This window comes from Streptomyces sp. NPDC042259 (genome assembly GCF_055582085.1).
The window spans coordinates 197,515-223,386 of record NZ_JBVJDW010000005.1; the positions used below are offsets into that span (position 1 = coordinate 197,515).

Annotated in this window: 19 protein-coding genes; 5 read left to right on the forward strand and 14 right to left on the reverse strand. The window is 72.3% G+C overall.

Annotated features, from left to right (window positions below; all coding sequences use genetic code 11):
• The first annotated feature begins 48 nt into the window (after nucleotides 1-48).
• Nucleotides 49-1,308, forward strand: a complete 1,260-nt coding sequence (locus ACZ6MA_RS16460) for a helix-turn-helix domain-containing protein (protein WP_469434340.1) — start codon at nucleotides 49-51, stop codon at nucleotides 1,306-1,308.
• 72 nt (nucleotides 1,309-1,380) lie between these two features.
• On the opposite strand, the gene ACZ6MA_RS16465 is transcribed toward ACZ6MA_RS16460, so the two are convergent.
• From ACZ6MA_RS16465 to ACZ6MA_RS16485, 5 genes are all read right to left on the reverse strand, one after another.
• On the reverse strand, nucleotides 1,381-2,253 hold the full coding sequence (locus tag ACZ6MA_RS16465; RefSeq protein ID WP_469434341.1) for a hypothetical protein: 873 nt from the start codon (nucleotides 2,251-2,253) through the stop codon (nucleotides 1,381-1,383).
• Between the two features lie 10 nt (nucleotides 2,254-2,263).
• The gene (locus ACZ6MA_RS16470) at nucleotides 2,264-2,824 is read right to left on the reverse strand and encodes a papain-like cysteine protease family protein (protein ID WP_469434342.1); all 561 of its coding nucleotides are present in this window, start codon (nucleotides 2,822-2,824) and stop codon (nucleotides 2,264-2,266) included.
• A 283-nt stretch (nucleotides 2,825-3,107) separates the two neighbouring features.
• Nucleotides 3,108-3,302 carry a ferredoxin gene (locus ACZ6MA_RS16475; RefSeq protein ID WP_469434343.1) on the reverse strand — a complete coding sequence of 65 codons (195 nt, stop codon included), beginning with the start codon at nucleotides 3,300-3,302 and terminating at the stop codon, nucleotides 3,108-3,110.
• 80 nt (nucleotides 3,303-3,382) lie between these two features.
• Nucleotides 3,383-4,642, reverse strand: a complete 1,260-nt coding sequence (locus ACZ6MA_RS16480; protein WP_469434345.1) for a cytochrome P450 — start codon at nucleotides 4,640-4,642, stop codon at nucleotides 3,383-3,385.
• Nucleotides 4,643-4,797: 155 nt separating this feature from the next.
• Nucleotides 4,798-5,406, reverse strand: a complete 609-nt coding sequence (locus tag ACZ6MA_RS16485) for a TetR/AcrR family transcriptional regulator (protein WP_469434346.1) — start codon at nucleotides 5,404-5,406, stop codon at nucleotides 4,798-4,800.
• A 94-nt stretch (nucleotides 5,407-5,500) separates the two neighbouring features.
• Here ACZ6MA_RS16485 and ACZ6MA_RS16490 point away from each other — a divergent pair, with 94 nt between their 5' ends.
• Nucleotides 5,501-7,021, forward strand: a complete 1,521-nt coding sequence (locus tag ACZ6MA_RS16490) for an MFS transporter (protein ID WP_469434347.1) — start codon at nucleotides 5,501-5,503, stop codon at nucleotides 7,019-7,021.
• Between the two features lie 91 nt (nucleotides 7,022-7,112).
• Here ACZ6MA_RS16490 and serA read toward each other — a convergent pair whose 3' ends face one another.
• From serA to ACZ6MA_RS16520, 6 genes are all read right to left on the reverse strand, one after another.
• Entirely contained in the window at nucleotides 7,113-8,717 is a 1,605-nt protein-coding gene (gene serA, locus ACZ6MA_RS16495; RefSeq protein ID WP_469434349.1) for a phosphoglycerate dehydrogenase, read from the reverse strand.
• Between the two features lie 319 nt (nucleotides 8,718-9,036).
• The gene (ilvC, locus tag ACZ6MA_RS16500) at nucleotides 9,037-10,038 is read right to left on the reverse strand and encodes a ketol-acid reductoisomerase (RefSeq protein ID WP_469434350.1); all 1,002 of its coding nucleotides are present in this window, start codon (nucleotides 10,036-10,038) and stop codon (nucleotides 9,037-9,039) included.
• Between the two features lie 146 nt (nucleotides 10,039-10,184).
• Nucleotides 10,185-10,709, reverse strand: coding sequence for an acetolactate synthase small subunit (ilvN, locus tag ACZ6MA_RS16505; RefSeq protein WP_469434352.1), 525 nt, complete (start codon nucleotides 10,707-10,709; stop codon nucleotides 10,185-10,187).
• Nucleotides 10,710-10,759: 50 nt separating this feature from the next.
• A complete protein-coding gene (locus ACZ6MA_RS16510) occupies nucleotides 10,760-12,619 on the reverse strand; it encodes an acetolactate synthase large subunit (protein WP_469434353.1) in 1,860 nt (619 codons plus the stop codon).
• 253 nt (nucleotides 12,620-12,872) lie between these two features.
• On the reverse strand, nucleotides 12,873-15,830 hold the full coding sequence (locus ACZ6MA_RS16515; protein ID WP_469434355.1) for a putative bifunctional diguanylate cyclase/phosphodiesterase: 2,958 nt from the start codon (nucleotides 15,828-15,830) through the stop codon (nucleotides 12,873-12,875).
• 269 nt (nucleotides 15,831-16,099) lie between these two features.
• A complete protein-coding gene (locus ACZ6MA_RS16520) occupies nucleotides 16,100-17,086 on the reverse strand; it encodes a 2-hydroxyacid dehydrogenase (protein WP_469434357.1) in 987 nt (328 codons plus the stop codon).
• Between the two features lie 72 nt (nucleotides 17,087-17,158).
• On the opposite strand from ACZ6MA_RS16520, the gene ACZ6MA_RS16525 reads away from it, so the two are divergent.
• The 3 genes from ACZ6MA_RS16525 to ACZ6MA_RS16535 all read left to right on the forward strand — a co-directional run bounded on the left by ACZ6MA_RS16525 (nucleotide 17,159) and on the right by ACZ6MA_RS16535 (nucleotide 19,903).
• Entirely contained in the window at nucleotides 17,159-18,151 is a 993-nt protein-coding gene (locus ACZ6MA_RS16525) for an aldo/keto reductase (RefSeq protein WP_469434358.1), read from the forward strand.
• Between the two features lie 337 nt (nucleotides 18,152-18,488).
• Nucleotides 18,489-19,664 (forward strand): PQQ-dependent sugar dehydrogenase, encoded by a 1,176-nt coding sequence (locus tag ACZ6MA_RS16530; protein ID WP_469434359.1) that lies wholly within the window; start codon nucleotides 18,489-18,491, stop codon nucleotides 19,662-19,664.
• Between the two features lie 74 nt (nucleotides 19,665-19,738).
• Complete coding sequence (locus tag ACZ6MA_RS16535; RefSeq protein ID WP_469434361.1) at nucleotides 19,739-19,903, forward strand: DUF6191 domain-containing protein; 165 nt, start codon at nucleotides 19,739-19,741, stop codon at nucleotides 19,901-19,903.
• Here ACZ6MA_RS16535 and ACZ6MA_RS16540 read toward each other — a convergent pair.
• The 3 genes from ACZ6MA_RS16540 to ACZ6MA_RS16550 form a co-directional block, all read right to left on the reverse strand.
• A complete protein-coding gene (locus tag ACZ6MA_RS16540; RefSeq protein WP_469434362.1) occupies nucleotides 19,881-22,910 on the reverse strand; it encodes a helix-turn-helix transcriptional regulator in 3,030 nt (1,009 codons plus the stop codon). The genes ACZ6MA_RS16535 and ACZ6MA_RS16540 overlap by 23 nt on opposite strands.
• A 149-nt stretch (nucleotides 22,911-23,059) precedes the next feature.
• Entirely contained in the window at nucleotides 23,060-23,278 is a 219-nt protein-coding gene (locus ACZ6MA_RS16545; RefSeq protein ID WP_469434364.1) for a hypothetical protein, read from the reverse strand.
• A gap of 149 nt (nucleotides 23,279-23,427) precedes the next feature.
• Nucleotides 23,428-25,698: an MMPL family transporter gene (locus ACZ6MA_RS16550; protein ID WP_469434366.1), complete on the reverse strand. Its 2,271-nt coding sequence runs from the start codon at nucleotides 25,696-25,698 to the stop codon at nucleotides 23,428-23,430.
• Nucleotides 25,699-25,872 lie beyond the last annotated feature (174 nt).

Consider the following 25,872-nt stretch of genomic DNA (forward strand, 5'->3'; position numbering starts at 1 on the left):
TGGGGAAGGGGGCATGGGGAATACCCGAGGAAAGGAGCGGAGCACGGCATGCGGGGCGACTATCAGCAGCTCGTGGACGACATCTCGGCGGCGCTCGGCGCGCCCGCGACGCTTGAGGACCGTGACTTCGGGCTGATCGCGTTCGGCGCCCACGGCGGTGACGACGATCTCGACCTGATGATGGACCCGGTCCGTACCCGCTCCATCCTGCAGCGCCGGTCGACGGCGGCGGTCCGGGCGTGGTTCGAGGCGTTCGGCATCGCCCGGGCGCAGTCGCCGCTGCGGATTCCGCCGGACCCGGCGGCCGGGGTGTTCAAGGGGCGCGTCTGTCTGCCCGTGCGCCACCGGGGGGTGGTGCACGGCTATGTCTGGCTGCTGGACGACGAGCAGCTGGCGGGGCTCGATCTCAGCCTGCCGTACGCGGACCCCCGGCTCGCGCACGCCATGGAGACCGCCGACCGGATCGGGGCGCTGCTGGCCGCCGAGGCCAGGGCCGGGGCCGAGCTGGGCGAGCTGCTGCGGGAGCTGCTGACGGCCCGCCCCGCCGGGCGGGACGCGGCGCGCGGCGCCCTGCGGGAGGCGCTCGGCGCGGCGGCGGACGGCCCGCTGGCACTCGTCGCGGTGGCCCCGTGGCACCCGGTGGGCGAACCCGGCTCCGCCGCCGACGAGCCGGACCGGCCGACGGCGCAGCCGGACGCGGGCCCCGGTTCGCTGCTCGCCGCGCAGTCGGGGGTCGCCGCGCTCTGCGCGGTCCCGGACTGTCTGCCCGACGGCTCGGCGGCGCTGGCCGCCCTGGTCCGGCTGCGTGCCGTCACCACCCCCGCGCCGGCCCGCACGGCGGCCGAGCGGCTGCTGCGCTCGCCGCGCGCGGCCGGCACCGCCCCGGCCGCGGCGGCGGGGATCGGCACCCCGCGCCGGGGCCTGGCCGAGCTGCCCACGGCCTGGGCGGAGGCGTTGGCCGCGGCCCGCGCGGCGGGTGCCGCGGCCGGATCGGGGCGGCGGCTGGGGCCGGTGGCGGAGTGGGAGGCGCTCGGCGCGTACCGGGCGCTGACGGCGCTGCCGGCCGACCGCGCGGCGGATCCGGCGGTGCTGCGTCTGCTGGAGCCCGCGCACACCGAGCTGGCCCGCACGGCGGAGACCTTCCTCGACTCCGCGGGCCAGGCGGGCCGGGCGGCCGCCGCCCTCGGCATCCACCGCCAGACCCTCTACTACCGCCTCGCGCGCGTGGAGCAGCTGACCGGCCTCGACCTGGACGAGGGCGAGGACCGGCTGCTGCTGCACATGTCGCTCAAGGCGTCCCGGCTGTGACACCGGTGACCGGGCACGGCTTCGCCCCGGCGCCCGGCGGAGTGCCGGGGGCCGGGGCGAAGGGGACCGGGGTCAGCCAGTGGCGGTGCGCCGACGGCGTCGCAGTACGAGCGCGCCGCCCGCGAGCACGAGCGCCGCGCCCGAACCGCCGACGAGTACCGGTGCCGAAGGCGCGGCGTCCCGCGTCTTCTTCGCGGTGCCGTAACCGCTGGACATGCCCTTGGTGTCGTACTCCGAGCCGGGCAGCTTGTCCGCGTACCGGGCCTTGACCAGCTTCTGGTAGTCGCTCAGCGAGACCGACGACTGGCCGCCCAGGCCCTGCCGTGCCTGGTCGTTGAGCGGCTCGACCGTGGTGAGCTTCAGCTGGTACCAGCCGCGGATCTGCGGCTCGGTGAACACCAGGGTTCCCAGCGCGGCCTTGCCGGCGTACGTGGCGTCGCTGTCACCGTCGCGCACGCCCGCCAGATGCCAGCCGCCGCCCTGGGTGGGGGCGAGCATGACGGTGGCGTTCCGCCCGTTGACCGAGGCGCTGAGCGCGGAGACCAGATAGCTCAGCTTGACCGCCTCGGTGGCGATCGGCTGGGACGTCCCCGCGACGAAGCCCGGGGTGATCTCGTTCAGGGCCAGCGGGTCCTTGACGGTGAACGCCGGCATGCCCTCGCAGGGGTTGGCCTTGTCGGGGAGCGGCTGTACCGTCCCGCCCCCGTCGCCCTGGGGCACCGGGACGCTGAGGAAACGGCAGACGGCGTTGCGGACGGCGGTCGACTTCACCAGGTCGAGGGCGGCCTGGTAGTCCGGGATGTCCGCCGGGAGGGGGTCCTTGGCCGGGGCCGCCTGGGCGGGGCCGACGACGGGCAGCAGTGCGGAGGCGCCCAGTACCAGGACGGTGGTCAGGCGGGCGAGGCGGGAGGCCGCCCGGCCGCTGGACGTTCTTGTTTCGCGCATGTCGCCTGCCTTAGCGGGAGATGCCGACGCGGGAGTGGGTCCACTTGGACGAGCTGTTGCTCACGTAGTCGTTGTAGTTCCACCACGTGTAGGTGGCGGTGTCCGGCCAGGGGTCGGCCACGGCGATGGTGTTGTTCGACGTGTCGAAGCCGTAGACGACGTTCATGTGGCCACCGCCGGAGGTCCACCCGATGCGCGCGCCGATGGGGCGGGCCGCTTTGACGTCGGTGTAGATCTGGTTGAACGAGGCCGCGCTGCTCAGGCCCGAGCCGGTGTGGGTCAGCCCGAGGCTGCCCCAGCCCCTGGCCATGTCGTCGAGGGTGGCGGGCTGGTTGTTGCACCCGTAGGCGGGCTGGGCCCGGGTGCAGAAGTCCGTCTGCGTGCTGCCGTAGCCCTGGAACTTGGCGATCGTCAGGCCGGAGGCGACCCAGCACCACTGGGTCTTCTCCTGCTTGTACATTCCGATGTTGTCCTGCCCCGCTTCGGCGTGTGCCGTGCCGGTGGCGCCGAGCAACCCCGAGACCGTCAGCGCGAGAGCCGACGCCGTGGTCGCGTATGCGAATCTGCCCATCTTCCTGCCTTCCCGCGTAAGTGCGATGAGTGCCGGGTGAGCTGGCAGAAATATGACAGCGTGAAATGGCGCCGACATACAGAAGCGGTACAGAACTACACCCATAAGGGCAGCTCGTCGTATAAGCGGGATATTCCTTACGGGTCGGGCGGCCCGGACCCTTCCGAAAGCCCCGCCGACCGTCGCCACCGCTGGTCAAGGGCCCGCGACCGCACAAGGAATCGCGGGCCCCGGACGTGGCCCCGTGGGTGGCCGGGGGCCGGGTCGGTGCTCCGGTGTGCCGTCAGTCCTGCCCGGTCGTGATCGCCTGTACGGGGCAGGCCCGCGCCGCCTCCCGCACGAGCGGTTCCCCGGCGCCGTCCTCCCGGCCCGGCAGGACGGCGCCGAATCCGTCGTCGTCCTGGGTGAAGACACCGGGCGCGGTGAGGGCGCACTGGCCGCTCCCGATGCAGGTGTCCGTGTCGATGGCGATCCTCATGACGGGCTCCGTTCCTTCCATGCCGCTTCGGGCCCCGGCCGGCTGCGGCCGGCCTCCGCCGGCCCCGGGGGTCGCGCTCGTCACCACGCCACCGGCAGGCTGAACAGCCCCTGCAGGGTGGTCGCGGGCTTGATGCGCACCTCGTCACGGGCAACGGTGATCCGCAGGGTGGGGATGCGGCGCAAAAGGGTGGTGAGGGCGATTTCCAGTTCGGCGCGGGCCAGGTTCTGCCCCAGGCACTGGTGGATGCCGAAGCCGAACGCGACGTGATGCCGGGCCGAGCGCCGGACGTCGAGCACCTCGGGCCGCTCGTAGACGCCCGCGTCCCGGTTGATCAGCGAGACACCGAGGACGACGCCCTCGCCCGCCCGTACCGTCTCACCGGCGATTTCGATGTCCGAGGTGGCGACCCGCACCATGAAGTCGGCGATGGACAGATAGCGCAGCAGCTCCTCGACCGCGCCCGGCATCAGTGCCGGATCGGCGCGCAACGCGGCGAGCTGCTCGGGGTGTTCGTGCAGGGTGTACAGGCCGAGGGAGATCATGTTGGCCGTGGTCTCGTGCCCGGCGACGAGCGTGACCATGGCCGTCATGACCAGCTCGCGGCGGTCCATCTGGCCCTCCGCGAACCGGTCGGCGATGAGTTCGTCGAGCAGCCCGTCGCCCGGATCCCTTTCCTTGCGGGCGATGAGCCCTTCGAGGTAGGCCTCGAACTCCCGTCGCGTCTCCCGCGCTTCGGCCGCCGTCTCCGCGATCAGCAAGCCCCGCGACAGGGATTCGAAGAGTTCGTGCTCCTCATAGGGGGCGCCCAGCAGTGAACAGATGACCATGGACGGCAGGGGCAGGGCGTACGCGGAGACCAGCTCCGCCTCCGTTCCGCCCGCGAGCATCGCGTCGATGAGCTGGTCCGCGATCCGCTGGATCTGCGGACGCATGGCGGCGACGCGCTTCAGTCCGAAGCTGGGAATGAGCATGCGGCGCTGCCGGGCGTGCTCGGGGTCGTCGAAGCCGATGAGCGGGGCGGGTGCCTCGCCCTGCCCCTCGGCGCGGGGCGCGAACACCGGAAAGGCCGGATTCTGCCGGTCCGAGGAGAGCCTCTGGTCGGTGAGCAGGGCCCGCCCCTCGGCGTGCCCGGTCACCAGCCACACCTCACGGCCGTCGTACAAGGTCACCCGTGACAGGGGGCCGCGCGCGGCGAGGGCCTGGTGGTCGGCGGGGGGCTGGTAGGGGCAGGTGCGGGCACGGGGGAAAGCGGGGGCGGGGGCTTGCTCCACGCCGCCGTCGGCGTCGGTGGTGCCGTCGTCGACAACGACATCGCTGCTGGTGTGGCTCCGGTTCACGGTCGACCTCCCGGTTCGGGACTGACGACTTGTCATTCCCTACCCGGGTCCTACCCATGACGGTGGCCGGACTGCCCGGACTGCATACGGTTCGGGCCATATTTCCGTTCAACCGCCAACAAGTCCCCCGCGCCCCTCGGGCACCGGTGCGCCCCTCAGGACTCCGGCACCGGTTCACCGCTCAGGGCCGTGCCGGCCATCACCCTGCGCATGCCCTCGACCAGCTCGGCACCGGTCGGCGCGGACGAGGGGTCCATGAGCCACTGCACGAACAGGCCGGTGAACAAGGCGTGATAGAAGGCACCCGCGGTCCGGGTCGCCTCCGCGGGGACCTCCGTGTCCTCGACGCCCTCGAACATGGCGACCATGCCCTCGCGGCCACTGGGCAGCACCTCGGCGAACCTCCGCTTGAGGTCGGGATTGCCCTCCAGCTGCCCGATCACTTCGAGCTGCGCGGCCCAGAAGGGCCGGTTCGTCGCGAACCCGGCGAGCAGCGCGTCGAGCACCGTCGCGAGATGCTCGCCCCGCGATCCGCGGGGCGAGTCCTCGGCGGCGGCCAGCGAGCGGCCGACCTCGTCACCCCACTCCTCGGTCACCTTCACGAACGCCGCCATCATCAGCGCGTCCTTGGAGCCGTAGTGGTAGCCGATGGAGGCGAGGTTGGCGCCGGAGGCGGCGACGATGTCGCGCGCGGTGGTGCGCACCCAGCCCTTCTCGAGCAGGCAGCGCTTCGCGCCTTCGAGCAGATCTTCGCGATGTCCCATGCCGGAACCCTACGCCGCCCCATACGCCCGTACCAGACGATCGTCTTATACGAGCGTCATAGACAAGCGTTTAAGACACTTGTATATTCGCGGCATGACGAACCCCAGCACACGCGCCGGGCGCAGGGAATGGACGGCTTTCGTCGTCCTCCTGCTGCCGCTCCTCCTGGTCTCGATGGACGCCTCCGTCCTTTTCTTCGCGGTCCCCTCCATCAGCGAGTCGCTCGACGCCACCGCCACCCAGCAGCTGTGGATCTTCGATGTCTACGCCTTCGCCCTCGCCGGGCTGCTGATCACGATGGGGTCGCTGGGCGACCGGATCGGCCGGCGCCGACTGCTGATGTACGGGGCGGCGGCCTTCGGAGTGGCCTCGGTGGCGGCCGCGTACGCGCAGAGCGCGGAGATGCTGATCGCGGCGCGTGCCGTGCTCGGGATCGGCGGGGCCACCTTGATGCCGAGCACCATGGCGCTGGTGCGGAACCTGTTCCACGACGACGCCCAGCGCACCAAGGCCATCGGCATCTGGTCCGGGGCGATGGCTGGCGGGATCGCGCTCGGGTCGGTGCTGGGCGGTGTGCTGCTGGAGCACTTCTGGTGGGGCTCGGTCTTCCTGATCAACGTCCCGGCGATGATGCTGCTGCTGGTGCTCGTGCCGTTCCTCGTGCCGGAGCACAAGGACCCGGATCCCGGCCGGTTCGACCTGCTGAGCGTGCCGCTGTCGATGGCCGCCGTGCTTCCGGTGACCTACGGGCTCAAGGAGATCGCCGCCGACGGGCTCGACGCGCCGAGGGCGCTGTGCGTCGCCGCGGGGCTGGTCGTCGGCTGGCTGTTCGTCCGGCGCCAGCGCACCCTGCGGTCCGCGATGATCAGTCGTGAGCTGTTCCGCCACCGCGCCTTCGGGACGGGTATCGCGCTCAACACGGCCGCGGCCTTCGGCATGATGGGGTCGGTCTACTTCACCACCCAGTACCTGCAGTCCGTGCTCGGCAAGGGCCCCATGGAGGCCGCGCTGTGGAGCGTCGTGCCGTCCCTCGCGGTCGGTGTCACCGCACCCGTCGCGACGGTGGTCGCGCAGAAGGTCGACAAGGCGTACGTCATCGCCGCCGGGTTCGTCGTCGCCGCCCTGGGCTACGCCGTGCTGACCCTGGCCGGTACCGACTCGCTGTGGACCACGCTGATCGGCGCCGGCGTCATCGGCTGCGGCATCGTGACGGTCATGGCCGTGGTCTCCGACATGGCGCTGGCCACCGCCCCGACGGAGAAGGCCGGTTCGGCCGCCTCACTGCTGGAGACAGGGCAGGAGTTCGGCGGTGCGCTCGGCATGGCGGTCTTCGGCAGCGTCGGCGTCGCCGTCTACCGCCGCGACATGACCGGCTCCCTGCCCGCCGACGTGCCGCACGGGGCGATGGAAGCGGCCCGCGAGACGCTCGGCGGGGCGGCGGGCGCGGCGGCCGGGCTGCCGGGCCGGGCGGGTGAGACGGTCATGACCATCGCCCGCGAGGCCTTCACCCACGGCATGCACGTCGCCGCCTTCGGCGGAGCCGCCGTGCTGGCCCTCGCCGCGGTGGGCGCGGTGGCGCTGCGGGGCGGTTATGGCCGGCGGATCTCCGGCTGACAGCCTGTTGCGGCGGCGAGGCGCCCTGCGGGCGCGTCCTCAAGCGCCGGACGGGCTTCATAGCCCGTCCGGCGCTTGAGGACGCCATGACTCAGTCGGTCAGATTCACCGCGCGAGCGGACACCGCGCCGATTTCCTCGGCGATTTCCGCGAGCACCGGCGCCGGGATCGACTCGTCGACCGTGAGGGCGACCAGCGCCTCGCCGCCCTCCGTCGCGCGGGAGACCTGCATTCCGGCGATGTTGATGCCCGCCTCACCCAGGATGCGGCCGACCGTGCCGACGACGCCGGGGCGGTCGCCGTAGCGGAGGAAGGCCATGTGGTCGGCGAGCCCGAGGTCCACATCGTGCTCACCGACGGCGACGATCTTCTGGAGGTGCTTCGGGCCGGCCAGCGTGCCGGAGATGGACACCTCGCCGCCGTCCGAGAGCGTGCCGCGCACGGTGACCACATTGCGGTGGTCGGGCGACTCCGAGCTGGTGGTCAGCCGGACCTCGACGCCGCGCTCCTGCGCGAACAGCGGGGCGTTGACGTAGCTCACCGTCTCGTCGACGACGTCCTCGAACACACCCTTGAGCGCGCTGAGTTCGAGCACCTTCACATCGTGCTGGGTGATCTCGCCGTAGACCTCGACGTCGAGGCGGACCGCGACCTCGCCCGCGAGGGCGGTGAAGATCCGGCCCAGCTTCTCGGCCAGCGGCAGCGCGGGCTTGACGTCCTCGGCGATGACACCGCCCTGGACGTTGACCGCGTCCGGCACCAGCTCGCCCGCGAGCGCGAGCCGCACCGACCGCGCGACCGCGATGCCCGCCTTCTCCTGCGCCTCGCCCGTGGAGGCGCCGAGGTGCGGGGTGGCGACCACGTTGTCGTACTCGAAGAGCGGGGAGTCGGTGCACGGCTCGGTGGTGTAGACGTCCAGGCCCGCCGCCGCGACCCGGCCCTCCTTCAGGGCCGTCGCCAGCGCGGCCTCGTCCACGATCCCGCCGCGCGCGGCGTTGACGATGCGGACCGAGGGCTTGACCTTGTGCAGCGCGTCGTCGCCGATCAGCCCGAGGGTCTCGGGGGTCTTCGGCAGGTGCACGGTGATGAAGTCCGCGACCTCCAGCAGCTCGTCGAGGGTGAGGAGCTTGACGCCCATCTGCGCGGCGCGCGCGGGCTGCACGTAGGGGTCGTAGGCGACGACCTTCATGCCGAACGCGGACATGCGCTGGGCGACGAGGACACCGATCCGGCCGAGGCCGACGACGCCGAGGACCTTTTCGGACAGCTCGACGCCGGTGTACTTCGAGCGCTTCCACTCACCGTTCTTGAGCGCGGTGTTGGCCTGCGGGATGTTGCGGGCGGTGGCGATGAGCAGACCGCAGGCCAGCTCGGCGGCGGTGACGATGTTGGACGTCGGGGCGTTGACGACCATCACGCCGGCCTTGGTGGCGGCGGAGACGTCGACGTTGTCCAGGCCGACTCCGGCGCGGGCGACGACCCGCAGCTTCTTCGCGGCCGCGATGGCCTCGGCGTCGATCTTGGTGGCGGAGCGCACGAGGATGGCGTCCACGTCGGCGACGGCGGGCAGCAGCTCGGCACGGTCCGCGCCGTTGCAGTGCCGGATCTCGAAATCCGGACCGAGGGCGTCGACGGTGGCGGGCGACAGCTCTTCGGCGATGAGTACGACGGGTTTACGGGACGAAGCAGTGCTCACGTGGTCCTCACAAGTCCATTGCGGACGGCCGTCCCAACGGCCGAAGGCGGTGAAGGGGGCAGCCGCGTGGAAGACGCACGACGCTGTGAGCCTGACGCGTTTGTGCTCCGCAGTGTATCGGGGGTTGCGCCCCGGCCCCGTGCCGACGGGAAAACGTCACCCGCCCGGTACGGACAGGTGGTAACCCGCTCGCATACGGACACGTGCCGCCCCCGGTCGCCGGACGGGCTCGTCGTCGAGCCCGCCCGGCGACCGGGGGCGGGGGCCCGGGGGCCGGGCCCCGGACGGCCCGCACACCGGGACGAAGGCGCCGGAGCGCCTACTCCTTGTCGTCCACCCAGCTCATCAGCTTGCGGAGCTTCTTGCCGGTGGTCTCCAGCAGGTGGTCCTCGTCGGCCTTCTTGTACTCGTTGTACTTCGGCAGACCGTCGTTGTACTCCTTCATCCAGTTGTTGGCGAAGGTGCCGTCCTGGATCTCCCCGAGGACCTTCTTCATCTCGGCCTTGGTCTGGTCCGTGATGATCCGGGGGCCGGTGATGTAGTCGCCCCACTCGGCGGTCTCGGAGACCGACCAGCGCATCTTCTCCAGGCCGCCCTCGTACATCAGGTCCACGATCAGCTTGAGCTCGTGGAGGCACTCGAAGTACGCGATCTCCGGCTGGTAACCCGCCTCGACCAGGGTCTCGAAGCCGGCCTTGACCAGCGCGGAGGCACCGCCGCAGAGCACGGCCTGCTCACCGAACAGATCGGTCTCGGTCTCCTCGGTGAAGGTCGTCTTGATGACGCCGGCGCGGGTGCCACCGATGGCCTTGGCGTAGGAGAGCGCCAGGGCGAAGCCGTTGCCCGTGGCGTCCTGCTCGACGGCCGCGATACACGGAACGCCACGGCCCTCCTCGTACTGACGGCGCACCAGGTGGCCGGGGCCCTTGGGGGCGACCATGCAGACGTCGACACCGGCCGGGGGCTTGATGAAGCCGAAGCGGATGTTCAGACCGTGGCCGAAGAACAGCGCGTCGCCATCCTTGAGGTGCTCCTTGACGGACTCCTCGTAGACCTTGCCCTGGATGGGGTCCGGAACGAGGATCATGATGACGTCGGCCTCGGCCGCCGCCTCGGCCGGGGTGACGACCCGCAGGCCCTGCTCCTCGGCCTTCGCCTTGGACTTGGAACCCTCGTGCAGACCGACGCGGACGTCCACACCGGAGTCGCGCAGCGACAGCGCGTGGGCGTGGCCCTGGCTGCCGTAGCCGAGAACCGCGACCTTGCGGCCCTGGATGATGGACAGGTCGGCGTCGTCGTCGTAGAACAGCTCGGCAGCCACGTGGGGTATCTCCTTGATTTCCGGTTGTACGTCCCACCGTATGACGGGCGGGTGCGGGAAGGTGTTCGGGTCTCGGTATCCGGGCGCGTCCCGGTCCGGGGCGGGCGGCGGCGCCCGCCGGGGGCGCCGCGCACGGGGGGTGCGGGTCAGGCCGAGCGGTCCAGGGCACGCAGGCTGCGGTCCGTGATGGACCGGGCGCCGCGCCCTATGGCGATCGTCCCGGACTGCACCAGCTCCTTGATGCCGAAGGGCTCCAGCATCTTGAGCATCGCGCCGAGCTTGTCGCTGCCGCCGGTGGCCTCGATGGTGACGGCCTCGGGGGAGACGTCGACGGTCTTGGCGCGGAAGAGCTGGACGATCTCGACGATCTGGGAGCGGGTCTCGTTGTCGGCGCGGACCTTCACCAGGACCAGTTCGCGCTGGATCGCGTTGCTGTCCTCCAGCTCCACGATCTTCAGCACGTTGACGAGCTTGTTGAGCTGCTTGGTGACCTGTTCCAGCGGCAGCGTCTCGACGTTGACGACGATGGTGATGCGGGAGATGTCGGGGTGTTCGGTGACCCCGACCGCGAGCGAGTCGATGTTGAAGCCCCGGCGGGCGAACAGGGCGGCGATCCGGGTGAGGATGCCGGGGGTGTTCTCCACCAGGACGGAGAGCGTGTGCTTGGTCATCTCGTTCTTCCTCGTCGTCCTCGAAAGTCCTCGGTAGTCCTCGGCGGTCCTCAGTCGTCCTCGTTGTCGCCGAAGTCCGGGCGGACCCCGCGCGCCGCGAGGATCTCGTCGTTGGAGGTGCCGGCGGCGACCATCGGCCAGACCATCGCGTCCTGGTGGACGATGAAGTCCACCACCACGGGGCGGTCGTTGATGGCGTTGGCCTGCTCGATGACGGCGTCGAGCTGGGCCGGGTCCTCACAGCGCAGCCCCACGCAGCCCATGGCCTCGGAGAGTTTGACGAAGTCGGGGACCCGGGTGCCGGCGGCCGCCGCCTTGCCGTCGTGCTCGGGGCCGGAGTGCAGCACGGTGTTGGAGTAGCGCTGGTTGTAGAAGAGCGTCTGCCACTGGCGGACCATCCCGAGCGCGCCGTTGTTGATGATCGCGACCTTGATCGGGATGTTGTTCAGCGCGCAGGTGACCAGTTCCTGGTTGGTCATCTGGAAGCAGCCGTCGCCGTCGATGGCCCACACCGTGCGCTCGGGCACGCCGGCCTTGGCGCCCATGGCGGCCGGGACCGCGTACCCCATCGTTCCGGCGCCGCCGGAGTTCAGCCAGGTGGAGGGCTGCTCGTAGTCGATGAAGTGCGAGGCCCACATCTGGTGCTGGCCGACGCCGGCCGCGTAGACGGTGCCCTCGGGGGCGAGTTGCCCGATGCGCTGGATGACCTGCTGCGGGGAGAGGCTGCCGTCCTCGGGCTGGTCGTAACCGAGCGGGTAGGTGTCGCGCCAGCGGTTGAGGTCGGTCCACCAGTCGGTGTAGTCGCCCCGGTGCCCGGCCGCGTGCTCCGTCTGGAGGGCGACGATCAGGTCCGCGATGACCTCACGGGCGTCACCGACGATGGGGACGTCGGCGGCACGGTTCTTGCCGATCTCGGCGGGGTCGATGTCCGCGTGGACGATCTTGGCGTAGGGGGCGAAGGAGTCGAGCTTGCCGGTGACGCGGTCGTCGAAGCGCGCACCGAGGGCGACGATCAGATCCGCCTTCTGCAGGGCGGTGACGGCGGCGACCGCACCGTGCATGCCGGGCATGCCGACGTGCAGCGGGTGGCTGTCGGGGAAGGAGCCCAGCGCCATCAGGGTGGTGGTGACGGGCGCGCCGGTCAGCTCGGCGAGGACCTTCAGCTCGGCCGTGGCCCGGGCCTTCTGCACACCGCCGCCGACGTACAGCACCGGCCGTCTGGCCTGCGTGATCAGCTTGGCGGCCTCACGGATCTGCTTGGCGTGCGGCTTGGTGACCGGACGGTAGCCGGGCAGGTCGGTGTGCGGCGGCCAGACGAAGGTGGTCTGCGCCTGGAGGGCGTCCTTGGCGATGTCGACGAGCACCGGGCCGGGCCGGCCGGTGGAGGCGACGTGGAAGGCCTCGGCAATGGTCCGGGGGATCTCGGCCGGGTCGGTGACCAGCCAGTTGTGCTTGGTGATCGGCATGGTGATGCCGCAGATGTCCGCCTCCTGGAAGGCGTCCGTACCGATCGACTTGGACGCGACCTGACCGGTGATGGCGACCAGCGGGACGGAGTCCATGTGCGCGTCGGCGATCGGCGTGACGAGGTTGGTGGCCCCGGGGCCCGAAGTGGCCATGCACACCCCGACCTTGCCGGTGGCCTGCGCGTAGCCGGTGGCCGCGTGACCGGCGCCCTGCTCGTGCCGGACGAGGATGTGGCGGACCTTCGAGGAGTCCATCATCGGGTCGTACGCGGGGAGGATCGCACCGCCCGGGATGCCGAACACGGTGTCCGCCCCGACCTCCTCCAGCGCACGGATGAGGGACTGCGCGCCCGTGACGTGCTCGACGGTGGCGGGCTGCTGCTGCGCCGCGCCGCTACGGGCTCGCGGCTGCGGATGATGGGCCCCGGTGGCCTGCTCGGTCATCGACTTCTCTTCTCGAAGGATTCGGCGATTTCGGCGGATTCGATGGATGCGATGGAAATACGGCGGGGATTTGTGGGGGTCTGCGAGGTTCCGGTGCAACAAAAAACCCCTCGTGCCGGGAGGCAAGCGAGGGGAGCGCGTCGGGGTGGTCGACAGGGGATCAAGACGATGCCCTGCTTCAGCCGACGCGCTTTCCAAGTACGAGAATTCGGGTGCGCATGGCACTGACCCTCCCCCCGCCGCCCACAAGGTGTCAAGTGGGTGGGACGGGCGTCTCATTATTTGAGCGCAATGGAGCATGGGCGAGCGAACCCGCGCCGCCCGCCGCCCCGGATCGTACGGGCAGCGAACCCCCGACGAGCACCTGTTCCACGTCGTCCATCGGGACGGACTCGGCGGCCGGTACGGGGTACGCGCCCCGGTCGAGGGCGTGGCGCAGCCGGTGCTCGTCGACGGGGCCCGCGAAGGCGGCGCCCAGGGCGTGGGTGCAGCCCATCGTGCGCAGGGCGTGCGCCTGCTCGGGCACGTCCACGCCCTCGGCGACGGACTGCATCCCGAGGTCGGCCGCGATCTTCAACAGCCCGGCGGTGATCTTGTGCAGCCGGGGGGATTCGATGACCCCTTCGACCAGCCCCCGGTCGATCTTGAGCACATCGATCGGGAGCCTGCGCAGCGCGCTGATCGCGGCGTAGCCGCTGCCGAAGCCGTCGAGGGCGATCCGTACGCCGAAGCGGCGCAGGGCGACCAGCCGGCGTTCCAGCTCGTCCAGCGGGATCCGCGGATCGCTGCCGGAGAGTTCCAGGGTGAGCGCACCGGTGGGCAGGGCGTGCCGGATGAGCAGCGCCTCCAGGTTCTTGGGGGGCTGCGACTTGTCCAGCAGCCGGGCGCCGGACAGCCGGACGTAGACGGGCACCGCGTAGCCCGCGAGGCGGCGCTGCGCGGCGTGCTCGAGGGCCTTCTCCAGCGTCCAGCGGCCCAGCTCGGCGGTGCGGGCGCTCTCGTCGGCCCGCTCCATCTCGGCCACCCGGAGGAACTCGGCCGGGGTGAAGAGGATGCCCTGGGTGGAGCGCCAGCGGGGCTGTGCGGCGACCGCGGTGATCCGGCCCGTCGACAGCTCCACCACCGGTTGGTGCAGCAACGCGAACTCGCCGTCGTGCAGGGCGGTGCGCAGCCGCGTGGCCTGCTCGGCCCGTCGGACGACGTCGGCCTGCATCTGCGGTGCGTACAGCTCGACGCGGCCCTTTCCGGCCTGCTTGGCGCGGTACATCGCGAGGTCGGCGTTGCGCATCAGGCCGCCGGGGGTGATGCCGGGCTCGGCGAAGGCGACGCCGATGCTGGCGGCGACGCGGACCTCCTGGCCGCCCTCCACCTTGTACGGCTGGGAAAGGGTGAGCCGCAGCCGGTCGGCGATCTCGTGGATGCGGTACTCGCGCGCGGCGGGGTCCCGTGTGCCGTCGCCGATGATGAGCGCGGCGAACTCGTCGCCCCCGAACCGCGCGGTGCTGTCCCCGGCCCGTACGGACTCCTGGAGGCGGCGGGCCGCCTGGACGAGCAGTTCGTCGCCCGCCTGGTGTCCGACGGTGTCGTTGACCGCCTTGAAGCCGTCCAGGTCGATGAAGAGCACGGCGGTGCCCGCGTCGGTCGCTCTGCGGCCGGCGAGGGCCTGTTGGACGCGCTTGGTGAACAGGGCCCGGTTGGGCAGGTCGGTGAGCGGGTCGTGCTCGGCCGTGTGCTGCAACTGGGCCTGGAGGCGGACCCGCTCGGTCACGTCCCGGCTGTTGAAGATCAGGCCGCCGTGGTGGCGGTTGACGGTGGACTCCACGTTGAGCCAGTCGCCGCTGCCCGACCGGAAGCGGCACTCGATGCGGGTGGTGGGCTCCTCGGCGGGTGGGGCGGCGAGGAAGCGGCGCACCTCGTGGACGACCCGGCCCAGGTCCTCGGGGTGGATGAGGGAGGCCAGCTCGGAGCCGACCAGCTCCTCGGCGTCCCGCCCGTAGACCCCGGCGGCGGCGGGGCTGACGTACCGCAGTATCCCGGTGGGAGCGGCGATCATGATGACGTCGCTGGAGCCCTGGACCAGGGAGCGGAAGTGGTTCTCCTTCTGCGCCAGTTCCTGGGTGAGCGAGATGTTGTCCAGCAGCATGATGCCCTGCCGGATGACGAGGGCCAGCACGACCGTACAGCCCGTGAAGAGCACGACGCGGTCGACCTGGTGGCCGTCGAGGACGTTGTACAGGATGCCCAAGGTGCAGACGGCGGCGGCGAGATACGGGGTGAGCGCGGCGAGCGAGCCGGCGATGGGCCGGCTGGGGTGCAGGCCGGTCTTGGCGCCGCCCTGCCCCGACTGCCCTGATGGCGCTGCCTGTGCCGACCGGCCGGCTTGCCCCGCCCGCCCGGCCTGGCCCCCGGTGTCGTCGCCCTTCTCGCGGGCCACCCAGGGCGCGTACGCCATCAGCATGTACCCCGCGAACCAGCCGGCGTCGAGGATCTGGCCGGAGCGGTAGTTCGCCTTCAGCAGCGGCGAGGTGAACAGCGCGTCGCACAGGACGGTCAGGGCGAGGGCCGCGATGGCGGTGTTGATCGCGGAGCGGTTGGCGGACGAGCGGCGGAAGTGCAGGGCCAGCACCATGGAGACCAGCACGATGTCGAGCAGGGGGTAGGCCAGCGAGAGCGCGGCGTGTGCCACGGTCTCGCCCTCGAAGTGCGCGGTGTGCGCGAGTGCCAGGCTCCAGGAGAGCGTGAGCAGGGAGCCGCCGATCAGCCAGGCGTCGAGCGCGAGGCAGACCCAGCCAGCGCGGGTGACCGGGCGGCGGGCGAGGACCAGCAGGCCGATGATGGCGGGCGGCGCGAAGAGCAGGAAGCAGAAGTCGGCCGGGGACGGGGTGGGCACCGGCTGGCGCAGGATCACCTCGTACCAGCCCCAGACGGCGTTGCCGAAGCCGGCCATCGCGGAGGAGGCGGCGAACAGCAGCCAGGCGGGGCGGAAGCGGGTGTTGCGGGTGCGGCTGTACCAGGAGCAGGAGATCGCGGCGAGTACGGCGGCGCCGCTGAGCCCGAAGTCGCCCATGACGCGGGCCAGCTCGGGCGAGCCCCAGCCGAGGGCGGCGCCCGTGGCGTAACCGCCGCAGACCATGGCCAGCAGGAGTTGGGACCACAGCCCGGAGCCGGCGGGTACCGGCTGCCGGGGCAGCGTCGCTCCGGGGGCGCTCACCGCGCCGCCGTCCCGGGCCGGGGGCTCCCAAGGAGCCGCGGGACCGGGGTCGCGGCGCGGCGAAGTCGTGATCGGCGCTTGAGCCGCGTCGGGTAGATCGTCCATTGGCCGTGCATCGCCCGTCGCCCCCCTCGAGTCGCGGTACCTCGCTGCGGCCGTACGGTGCGCGGCGCAGCCCCCGGACGGGACGATACACCAGACTCGTCACTCAGGGACATAGGTCATATACGCAGCGTAACTAGTCATGGGTCTATGGACACGCAGTGCAGTCAAACGGTACCTCTACGTGCCGCCTGGGTGGTGTCGACTACGACATTTCGCAGAGGCTCGTCCAGTACAAATCTGGCCAGTTGATCGCGGAGCAGGGCCTTGGCGCGGGGCAAGAAGGCCGACGAAGGACCACCCACATGGGGGGTGACGAGGGTCCCCGGAGCGGCCCACAGCGGGTGCCCCGGGGGCAGCGGCTCGGGGTCGGTCACATCCAGCGCGGCCCGTAGCCGGCCGCTCTCCAGCTCGGCGAGGAGCGCCCCGGTGTCCACGACGGCACCGCGCGCGACGTTCACCAGGAGGGCCCCGTCCTTCATCCGGCCGAGGAACCCGGCGTTGACGAGTCCCCGGCTCTCCTCCGTGAGCGGCATCGCGAGAATCACCACGTCGGCGTCGGGAAGCAACTCGGGCAGGGAGGCGACCGGATGCACTGGACCGCGCGCGGTGTTACGAGCGGAGCGCGCGACGCGCGCCACCCGCGCGCATTCAAAGGGCGCAAGCCGGTCCTCGATCGCACTGCCGATCGAGCCGTAGCCCACGATGAGTACGGAACGGTCGGCGAGCGCCGGCCGGAAGCCCTGCCGCCACTCCCCCGCGTCCTGGGCCCGTACGAAGCCGGGGATGTCCCGCAGGGACGCGAGGGTGAGGGCGAGGGCCAGCTCGGCGGTGCTCGCGTCGTGCAGCCCGCGGGCGTTGCACAGCAGGGTGCCCGCCGGCATCCGCGGCACGGCGGGCAGGATGTCGTCCACGCCGGCGGTGAGGGTCTGCACGACCCGGAGGCGCGGCATGTGCGCCAGGGGACGGGCGGACACCTCGGGGGGCGCCAGATAGGGGACGCCGTAGAAAACGCACCGGGCGGGATCGGTGGGGAAGTCCGGCTCCCCGGCCCAGTAGGCGTAATCGAGTTCGGCGGGCAGCCCGTCGATCTCCTCGGGGTGGAGGGGCAGCCACGCCAGTGGGCGCCCGGAACCGCTGTGATCTGCACTCATGCCAGGAGGCTATGCGAACCGGGCCGGAGCGCAGAGGTTAGTTTGGGGGCGAGGAACGGGAGGGAACGGCGGGTGGAGCGCAGGACAATCGGTGCGACGGCGCTCGAGGTGGGCGCGATCGGCCTCGGGTGCATGCCCATGCACTGGGCGTACACCGCCTCCCAGCAGAGCGGCGAGGGAGCGCTGCGCACGGTGCACGCGGCGCTCGACGCCGGGGTGAGCCTGCTGGACACCGCCGACATGTACGGCCCCTTCACCAATGAGCTGCTCGTGGGACGGGTCCTGCGGGAGCGGCGCTCGGAGGCGTTCGTGTCGACCAAGTGCGGGCTGCTGGTGGGCGAGCAGCACGTCGTCGCCAACGGCCGCCCCGGCTATGTGAAGCGGGCGTGCGACGCCTCGCTGCGCCGCCTCCAGACCGATGTCATCGACCTCTACCAACTCCACCGGCCCGATCCCGAGGTGCCGGTCGAGGAGACCTGGGGCGCGATGGCGGACCTGGTCGCCGCCGGCAAGGTCCGCGCGCTGGGGTGGTGCGCGATAGGGGCGCGCACCCGGCGCCGCTCCCGGGCGGGGCTCTACGACGCGACGATCCGGCAGCTGGAGCGGGTGCAGCAGGTCTTCCCGGTGAGCTGTGTCCAGGCGGAGCTGTCGGTGTGGTCCCGGGAGGCGCTGGACGCGCTGGCCCCGTGGTGCGCGTCGCGGGGCGTCGGGCTGCTGGCCGCGATGCCCCTGGGGAATGGTTTCCTCAGTGGCACGCTCACTCCGGGCCAGGGCTTCGAGCCGGACGACATCCGGGCCCGCCATCCGCGTTTCACGGCGGAGATGATGGCCGCCAACCAGCCCATCGTGGCGGGGCTGCGCCGGGTCGCGCACCGGCACGACGCGTCCGCCGCGCAGGTCGCCCTGGCCTGGGTGCTGGCCCAGGGCCGGCACGTGGTGCCCGTGCCGGGCACGAAGAAGGCCCGGTGGGCGGTGCACAACGCCGCGGCGGCCGAACTGCGGCTCACCGGAGAGGACTTGGCGGAGCTGACGGCCCTGCCGAGGGCGCTGGGCTCCTGGTACTGAGCCGGTACCGGGCAGATACCGGCCTGACGACGACCTGGCACCGATCCGGTACCGGCCGGACGCGGACCGCGACGCGGCCCGGGGTCACGGCGGGCGGGCCGGGGCAGGGCCCGTGGCGCGGGGCGGGCCCGTGGTGCGGCGCGGCCTATGGCGGTGCGGTGCGGTGTATAAGGAACGCAGTACAGGAGAACGCGTTCGAGGAACGCGGACCGGCCCCGGGGAACGCTTCGGGGACCGGCCGGCGGGGACCGGCGCCCACCCCTGTGGCGAGGACCGAACGACCCCGGCGAGGAACGCGGCCGCGCTCCGGCGGCCGTCCCCGTGAGAGGAACGAACCGTGCGCCGTACCGCCGTCACCGCCGCGCTGGCCGCCGTGCTGCTGCTCGTCGCGGGCTGCTCCACCGGCGAGCTCCCCGAGGGCGTCACGACGTCCGGCGACCGGGCGCCGTCCGGTGCCAAGTCCCCCGGGGCGGGAGGGCCTTCGCGCTCCGCCACGGCCGCCGCCTCCCCCGCCCCGGCCAAGGGATCGGTCGAGGTCGTCCGTACGCTCACCACGAAGCTCGGCTCCCCCTGGGGCGTGGCCACGCTGCCGGACGGGGACCTGCTGGTGGCCTCCCGCGACACGGCGAAGATCTTCCGGGTCGCGGCGAAGGACGGCGGGCGGACGGAGCTGGGCTCGGTGCCCGGTGTCGCGCCGGGCGGCGAGGGCGGGCTGCTGGGTCTCGCCGTGTCCGCCGGCTTCGACACCGATCACCAGGTGTACGCCTACTTCACGACCGAGTCCGACAACCGGATCGCGAGCATGCTCTACGAGGACCAGAAGCCCGCGGGGCGCCGGCTGGGCGCGCCGAACACGGTCTTCCGGGGCATCCCCAAGGGCACCGTCCACAACGGCGGCCGGATCGCCTTCGGCCCGGACGGGATGCTCTACGCCGGTACGGGCGAGAGCGGGCGGCGCGGCCTGGCCCAGGACCAGGACTCGTTCGGCGGGAAGATCCTGCGTATGACCCCGGACGGCAGGCCCGCCCCGGGCAATCCGCGGGCCGATTCGGTGGTCTATTCCTCGGGGCACCGCAATGTGCAGGGTCTGGCGTGGGACGCGGACAAGCGGCTGTGGGCCGCGGAATTCGGCCAGGACACCTGGGACGAGCTGAACCTCGTCGAGCCGGGCAAGAATTACGGCTGGCCGCTCGTGGAGGGCAAGGCCGGGCGGGCCGGCTTCGTGGACCCGGTCGCGCAGTGGAAGACCGCCGACGCCTCCCCCAGCGGGCTCGCCTACGCGCGGGGCTCGCTGTGGCTCGCCGGTCTGCGCGGCGAGCGGCTCTGGCGGGTCCCGCTGGCGGGTGCCGGGCCGGCCGCCGACCCGCAACCGTTCCTGTCCGGCGCGTACGGGCGGCTGCGGACGGTCGTCGCCACGGACGACGGCGGCCTGTGGCTGACGACGAGCAACACCGATGGTCGCGGCAAGCCCGGTGACCTGGACGATCGCCTGCTGCGGCTGAAGGTGGGCTGACCGGCGGGGGCGCGCGCCGGGGGGCGCGCGGGCCCTCTGCCTACACTGAGGGGGACCGTGGAGAGGGGGTCGCGTTGTTCAACGTCTTCGAGGAAATGTTCGCCCCCGGGCGGAAGCACGAGGAAGAGGAACAGAACCGGCTGGAGCTGGTCCGCGACGACGTCGGCGACGCCGACCCGGGCAACGGCCCGATCGACCTCGAGTCCGGCCACGTGGTCATCCGGCCTCGGCAGGGCTGAACAACCGGAACCGGTGGGCCAGGGCCGCCGCCTCGCCGCGGCCGGAGACTCCCAGCTTGGCGAGGATGTTGGACACGTGCACGCTCGCCGTCTTCGGCGAGATGAACAGCTCCTCGGCTATCCGGCGGTTGCTGTGGCCCAGCGCGACCAGCCGGAGCACGTCCCGCTCGCGCGGGGTGAGGCCGAGGGAATCGGCGGGCGCGGGCTCCTCGGCGGCCACCGGCGCCGCGACGGCCGGGCCGAGCGGCAGCCGGGCGCGGCGGGCCAGCAGCTCCACGGCCTCCCGCAGGGGCCCGGCGCCGATCCGTTCCGCCGTCTCGTGGGCCTGCCGCAGCGGCACCGCGGCCGCTTCCGCGCCGGATCCGCCGGTGGCGAGCAGGGCCTCGGCCCAGCGGTAGCGGGCCCGGGCCAGCTCGTAGGGGCGGTCGGTGGCCTCGAAGGCGGCCACCGCGTCCGCCCAGCGGCACGCGTCCTGCCGGTCGTCCCCGGCCCGCTGGAGTTCGCACTCCAGGAAGATCGCGTGCGCGTCCCAGACGGGCACGGTCCGGGCCAGCCGCTCGGCCGCGGCCCGGATCCGGGCGAGCACGCCGGCCCGGCCGGGCTCGGCGGCGGGCAGCCCGCGGGCGTCGGCCTCGGCCGTGGCGGCGGCCACCAGCAGCGGCCAGACGTAGCGCTGCACGGCCGGGTTCACCCCTTGGTCCAGCACCTCGGCCAGGGCGGCGCGGCCCTCGGTGATCCTGCCCCGGGCGGCGGCCAGCTCGATGGCGAAGCGGGCGAGGGGGATGGTGTGCTGCGGCTCCGGCTGATGGGCGTCGTAGTGTTCCCGGGCGGTGGCCAGTTCCCGTTCGGCCGTCTCCCAGTGGCCGCGGACCAGCGCCAGCCGGGTGAAGCGGCTGGCGGCGATGCCCCGCGACTTGCGGCTCTGGGCGATGCGCAGGCACTCGCGGGCGGCCTCCTCCGACTCCTCCCAGCGGCCGAGCGAGAAGAGGGACTCGGCCTTGTTCCCGAACACCCAGGACCGGGCGTCGGGCAGGCCGTAGCGGCCCAGCTCCCGGCCCCCCTCGGTCGTCACCTCGACGGCTTCGGCCGACCTGCCGACGCCCTCCAGGGCGGATGCCAGGTTGATGTAGCACCGGCCGAGCACATGCACGTTGCCCAGCTCGACGACGCGCCCGCAGACCGCGCGCATCTCCGCGATGCCCGTCTCGGCGTCCCCGGCGTCGATCTTGAGCCCGGCCAGGGTGAGGCGGGCGTTGAGTTCGGTGGTCTCGGCCCCGACGAGGCGGGACAGCTCGACGGCCCGCTCGGCGGCGTCGTAGCTCCCCGCGCCCGGGGTGTGGGTGGCCTCCCAGGCGGCGACCTGCGTCAGCACCTCGGCGTGCACGGCGGAGGGCGGGAGTCCGCGCACCAGTTCCTGCGCGTGCGCGAACTCCACCCGGGCGTCGCCCCGGCCGAGCTGCCCCAGCAGTCTGCCGCGCTGGGTCCAGAACCAGGCGGCCCGCAGCGGGTCAGTGTGCTCGTCGAGCTGGCGCAGCCCTCGCTTGATGATCGCCAGGGCCCGTTCCCGGTCGCCCGCCATCTGCGCGGCGACGACGATCTCGGCCAGCAGGTCCAGCCGGCGCAGGGCCTCGTCGCTGCAGCCGCACGCCGGGTACGCCCCGGTGTCGTCGACGGGGCGCTGGCGTTCGAGGACCTCGGCGGGGACGTCCTCCCACAGTTCGAGGGCGCGTTCCAGCAGCCGTAGTTGCTCGGCGTAGGCGTAGCGGCCACGGGCCCGCACCGAGGCGTCGAGCACGGCGGGCAGCGCCTTGGCGTGGTCGTGGGCGTGATACCAGTAGCTGGCCAGCCGGGCGGGGCGTTCGTCGGCCCGGACGATCGCGGGCTCGGCCTCCAGCGCCTCGGCGTAGCGGCGGTTGAGGCGGGACCGCTCGCCGGGCAGCAGGTCGTCCACGACGGCCTCGCGCACCAGGGCGTGCCGGAAGCGGTAGCCGTCGCCGTCGGGGGTGGGGTGCAGGATGTTGACGCCGACGGCGGTGCGCAGCGCCTCGATCAGCTCGTCCTCGCCGAGGCCGGTGACGGCGCGCAGCAGTTCGTACTCGACGGCGGAGCCGCCCTCGGCGGCGATGCGGATCACGCGCTGGACCCGGTCGGGCAGTGCCTCGACCCGCACGAGCAGCAGGTCGCGCAGGGATTCGCTGAGTCCGGTGGAGCAGCCGCAGGAGAGGGAGGCGACGATCTCCTCGACGAAGAAGGCGTTGCCGTCGGAGCGCTCGAAGACCCGGTCGAGGAGTTCGCGGTCGGGGCGGGCGCCGCTGATGCCGGTGAGCTGGGCGCCCACTTCGTCGCGGGTGAAGCGGGAGAGTTCGACGCGGCGCACGCTGCGCGTGCGGTCGAGTTCGGCGAGGAAGGGGCGCAGCGGGTGGCGGCGGTGGATGTCGTCGGAGCGGTAGGTGGCGACGATGACCAGCCGGGCGGTCTGCAGCGAGCGGAAGAGGTAGCCGAGGAGTTCGCGGGTGGAGCGGTCGGCCCAGTGCAGGTCCTCGATGGCGAGGACGAGGGTGCGGTCGGCGGTGAGCCGCTCCAGCAGCCGGGCGGTCAGCTCGAACAGCCGGGCGCGGCCGTCCTCGTCGTGGGCCGCGTGGGCGGTCTCGCCCAGTTCGGGCAGCAGTCGCGCGAGTTCGCCCTCCTGGCCCGCGGCGGCGACGGCGAGGGCGTCGCCGAGCTTGCGGTGCAGGGCGCGCAGGGCGGTGGAGACGGGCGCGAACGGCAGTCCGTCGGCGCCGATCTCCACGCATCCGCCGACGGCGGTGACGGCGCCCGCCGTCACGGCGGCGGAGAGGAACTCCTCGACGAGCCGGGACTTGCCCACGCCGGCCTCGCCGCCGATGAGCACCGCCTGCGGCTCGCCCTCGGCGGCACGGGCGAGGGCGTCGGTGAGCGCGGCCAGTTCGTCGGTGCGGCCGACGAACACGGGGCTGACGTTGGTGTTCTGCACGGTGCCGAGCATCGCACAGCCGTCCGATGACGGGATACGGGTTTCCGCGGGTCCGGGGGCCGGCCCGGTCGGCGCGGGCCCACTGTGGACGGGCGCGGTGGCCGCCGGACCGGTCGGCATGGGCTGCGTGGGCTGCGTGGGCATGAACGCCGCCACGGTGCTCAGGCGGTGGCGCGGTGTGCACGGCCGTGGTGCCGGGCGAGGCGCCGGGTACCGGTGGTCTTCGCCCGCCCCTCGGCTTCCCGGCGTACCCGGCGGGTCTCGCGGGTGTCCTCGGTGCGGGCGGCGAGCCGGGCCTCCTGGGCCAGCCGGTGGTCGGCGGCGTCGCGGGCGAAGTCGGCGGCACGGAAGTGGTGGAGTGCGAGGTTGAAGTCGAACATGGTGTTTCCCCCAGGTATGGACGGGCTTCTCGGTTTCGGCGGGCCGTTGCTGCCTGTTTTCCGGCCCAAGAGAAGCTTCGTCTCCCAGGGGGGTCGCGCACATCGGGCGACTGCCTCATCCACGGCCCCGGTGGGGCCTTAGACCTGCCTCAGACCCTGCTCAGAGAGGTAGGGAGGGGTCCTTGGCCGGGCGCTGCCGCCGTCGGGACCGGGATGAGGTCCGCCGGTCCGGCCGGGCCGGCCGGGCTCGGTGGTCCGGCCGGGCTCGCCGGGCTGTGCTCGGGCGGTTCGATGCTGATCCGCGGCAGCCCGCGGTCCAGCCACTTCGGCAGCCACCAGTTGGCGCCGCCCAGCATGTGCATGAGGGCCGGGACCAGCAGGGTCCGCAGGACGAAGGCATCCAGGGCGACGGCCGAGGCCAGTCCGATGCCGAACATCGCGATGACGCGGTCGCCGCTGAGCACGAAGGCCAGGAAGACGACGATCATGATGACGGCGGCGGAGTTGATGACACGGCTGGTTTCGGCGAGGCCGACCCGTACGGCCCGGGTGTTGTCGCGGGTGGCGAGCCACTCCTCGTACATCCGGCTGACCAGGAAGACCTGGTAGTCCATGGAGAGCCCGAAGAGCACCGACACCATCACGACCGGCAGGAACGGCTCGATCGGGCCCGCGGCACCGAGGCCGAGGTGCTCGCTCCCCCAGCCCCACTGGAAGATCGCGACGACGACTCCGAAGGAGGAGGCGACGGCGGCGATGTTCATCGCGGCGGCCTTGAGCGGGATGCCGATGCTGCGGAACGCCAGGAGCAGCAGCACGCAGCCGAGGCCGACGACCGCGCCGACGAACAGCGGCAGCTTGCCGAGGATGACCCGGGCGAAGTCGTCGTAGCTGGCGGTCACCCCGCCGACGTGGACGTCCATGCCGCTGGTGGCGGTGGCCTTCGGCAGGACGTCGGCGCGCAGCCGCTGGACGAGGTCGCTGGTCTCGGTGGACTGCGGAGAGGTGGTGGGGACGACGGTGATCACACCGGTGTCGCCGCTGCCGCTGAGGGTGGAGGAGCTGACGGAGGCGACGCCCTCGGTCTGGCGCAGGGTGTCGGGCAGCTTGTCGAAGGCGAGCCGGTCGGCGGCGCCGCCGAGGTCGGCGACGAGGGTGAGCGGGCCGTTGACGCCGGGGCCGAAGCCTGCGCCGAGCATGTCGTACGCCTGGCGGGTGGAGGAGGCCGCCGGGTTGTTGCCCTGGTCGGAGGTGCCCAGATGCAGGGAGAGGGTGGGCAGGGCCAGCCCCAGCATGACGGTCGCGGCGAGGGTGCCCAGCAGCTTGGGGTGGCGCTCGACGAACGCGGACCAGCGGGCGGCGAGCCCGGTGGGGACCTCCGGCCGGGGGCCGTGCTCGGCCAGCCGGCGGCGTTCGCGGCGGCCGAGCGCGCGCGGCCCGATGACCTGGAGGAGGGCTGGCAGCAGGGTGACGGAGGCGGCGACGGTGAGGACGACGGTGAGGGAGGCGGCGATGGCGACGCCGTTGAGGAAGCCGAGCCGCAGGATGAGCATGCCGAGCAGGGCGACGCACACGGTGCCGCCGGCGAAGACGACGGCCCGCCCGGTGGTGGCGACGGCCCGTTCCGCCGCGATGTGCACCGGCAGCCCGGCCCGCAGGCCCCGCCGGTGCCGGGTGACGATGAAGAGGGCGTAGTCGATGCCCACCCCGAGCCCGATGAGGGTGCCCAGCATGGGTGCGAAGTCCGCGACGGTCATCAGATGACCGAGCAGGACGGTGCCCATGGCGGCGGTGCCCACGCCCACCAGGGCCGTGGCGATGGGCAGCAGGCTCGCGGCCAGCGAGCCGAAGACCAGGAAGAGCACGACGGCGGCGATGACGACGCCGATGATCTCGCTGAGGTGGCCGCTCTTGCCCTCGGCGGAGCCGGCGGCGCTGCCGCCGACCGCGACGTCCAGATGGCCGGTGGCGGCGGACCGCGCGGTGTCGATCACCCGCTGGACCTGGCCCTCGCCGAGCCGGCCCGAGGCGTGGGCGAAGCTGAGGGAGGCGTAGGCGGTGTGCCCGTCGGCGCTGATCCGGCCCGCGCCGTCGCTGCCGTAGGGGCCGCCGACCGACGCCACACCGGGCAGCTCGGCGATCTCGCGCAGGGTGTCGGTCATGCGCTGCTCGACGTCGGCCGCGCGCACGGTGCCGTGGTCGGTGTGCCAGACCAGGGTGGCACTGTCGCCGCCCTGGCCGGGGAACGCCTTCTCCAGGAGGGCCGTGGCACGGGACGCCTCGGTGCCGGGGACGGTGTAGTCGTTGGAGTACGCGGACCCCGTCAGCATGGCGGCGGCCGTCGCGCCCCCGAGGGCGACGAGCCACAGCACGATGACGACGAAACGGCGGCGCAGGCACCACCGGGCAAGTGAGGTCAAGATCGCTGCTTCCCGGGTGTCGCGTCGATCTCACCGGGCGGAACCCGTGGTGCCGATCGCATGGCTACTGGGACGGATGGGGCGCCGCCGATAATGACCGGGGGTCCCATGCCGAGCAACTCTGACAGCCAGAAAAGATCATTTGTCCCTTTTGTGGGTTAGCCCACAAGGAGC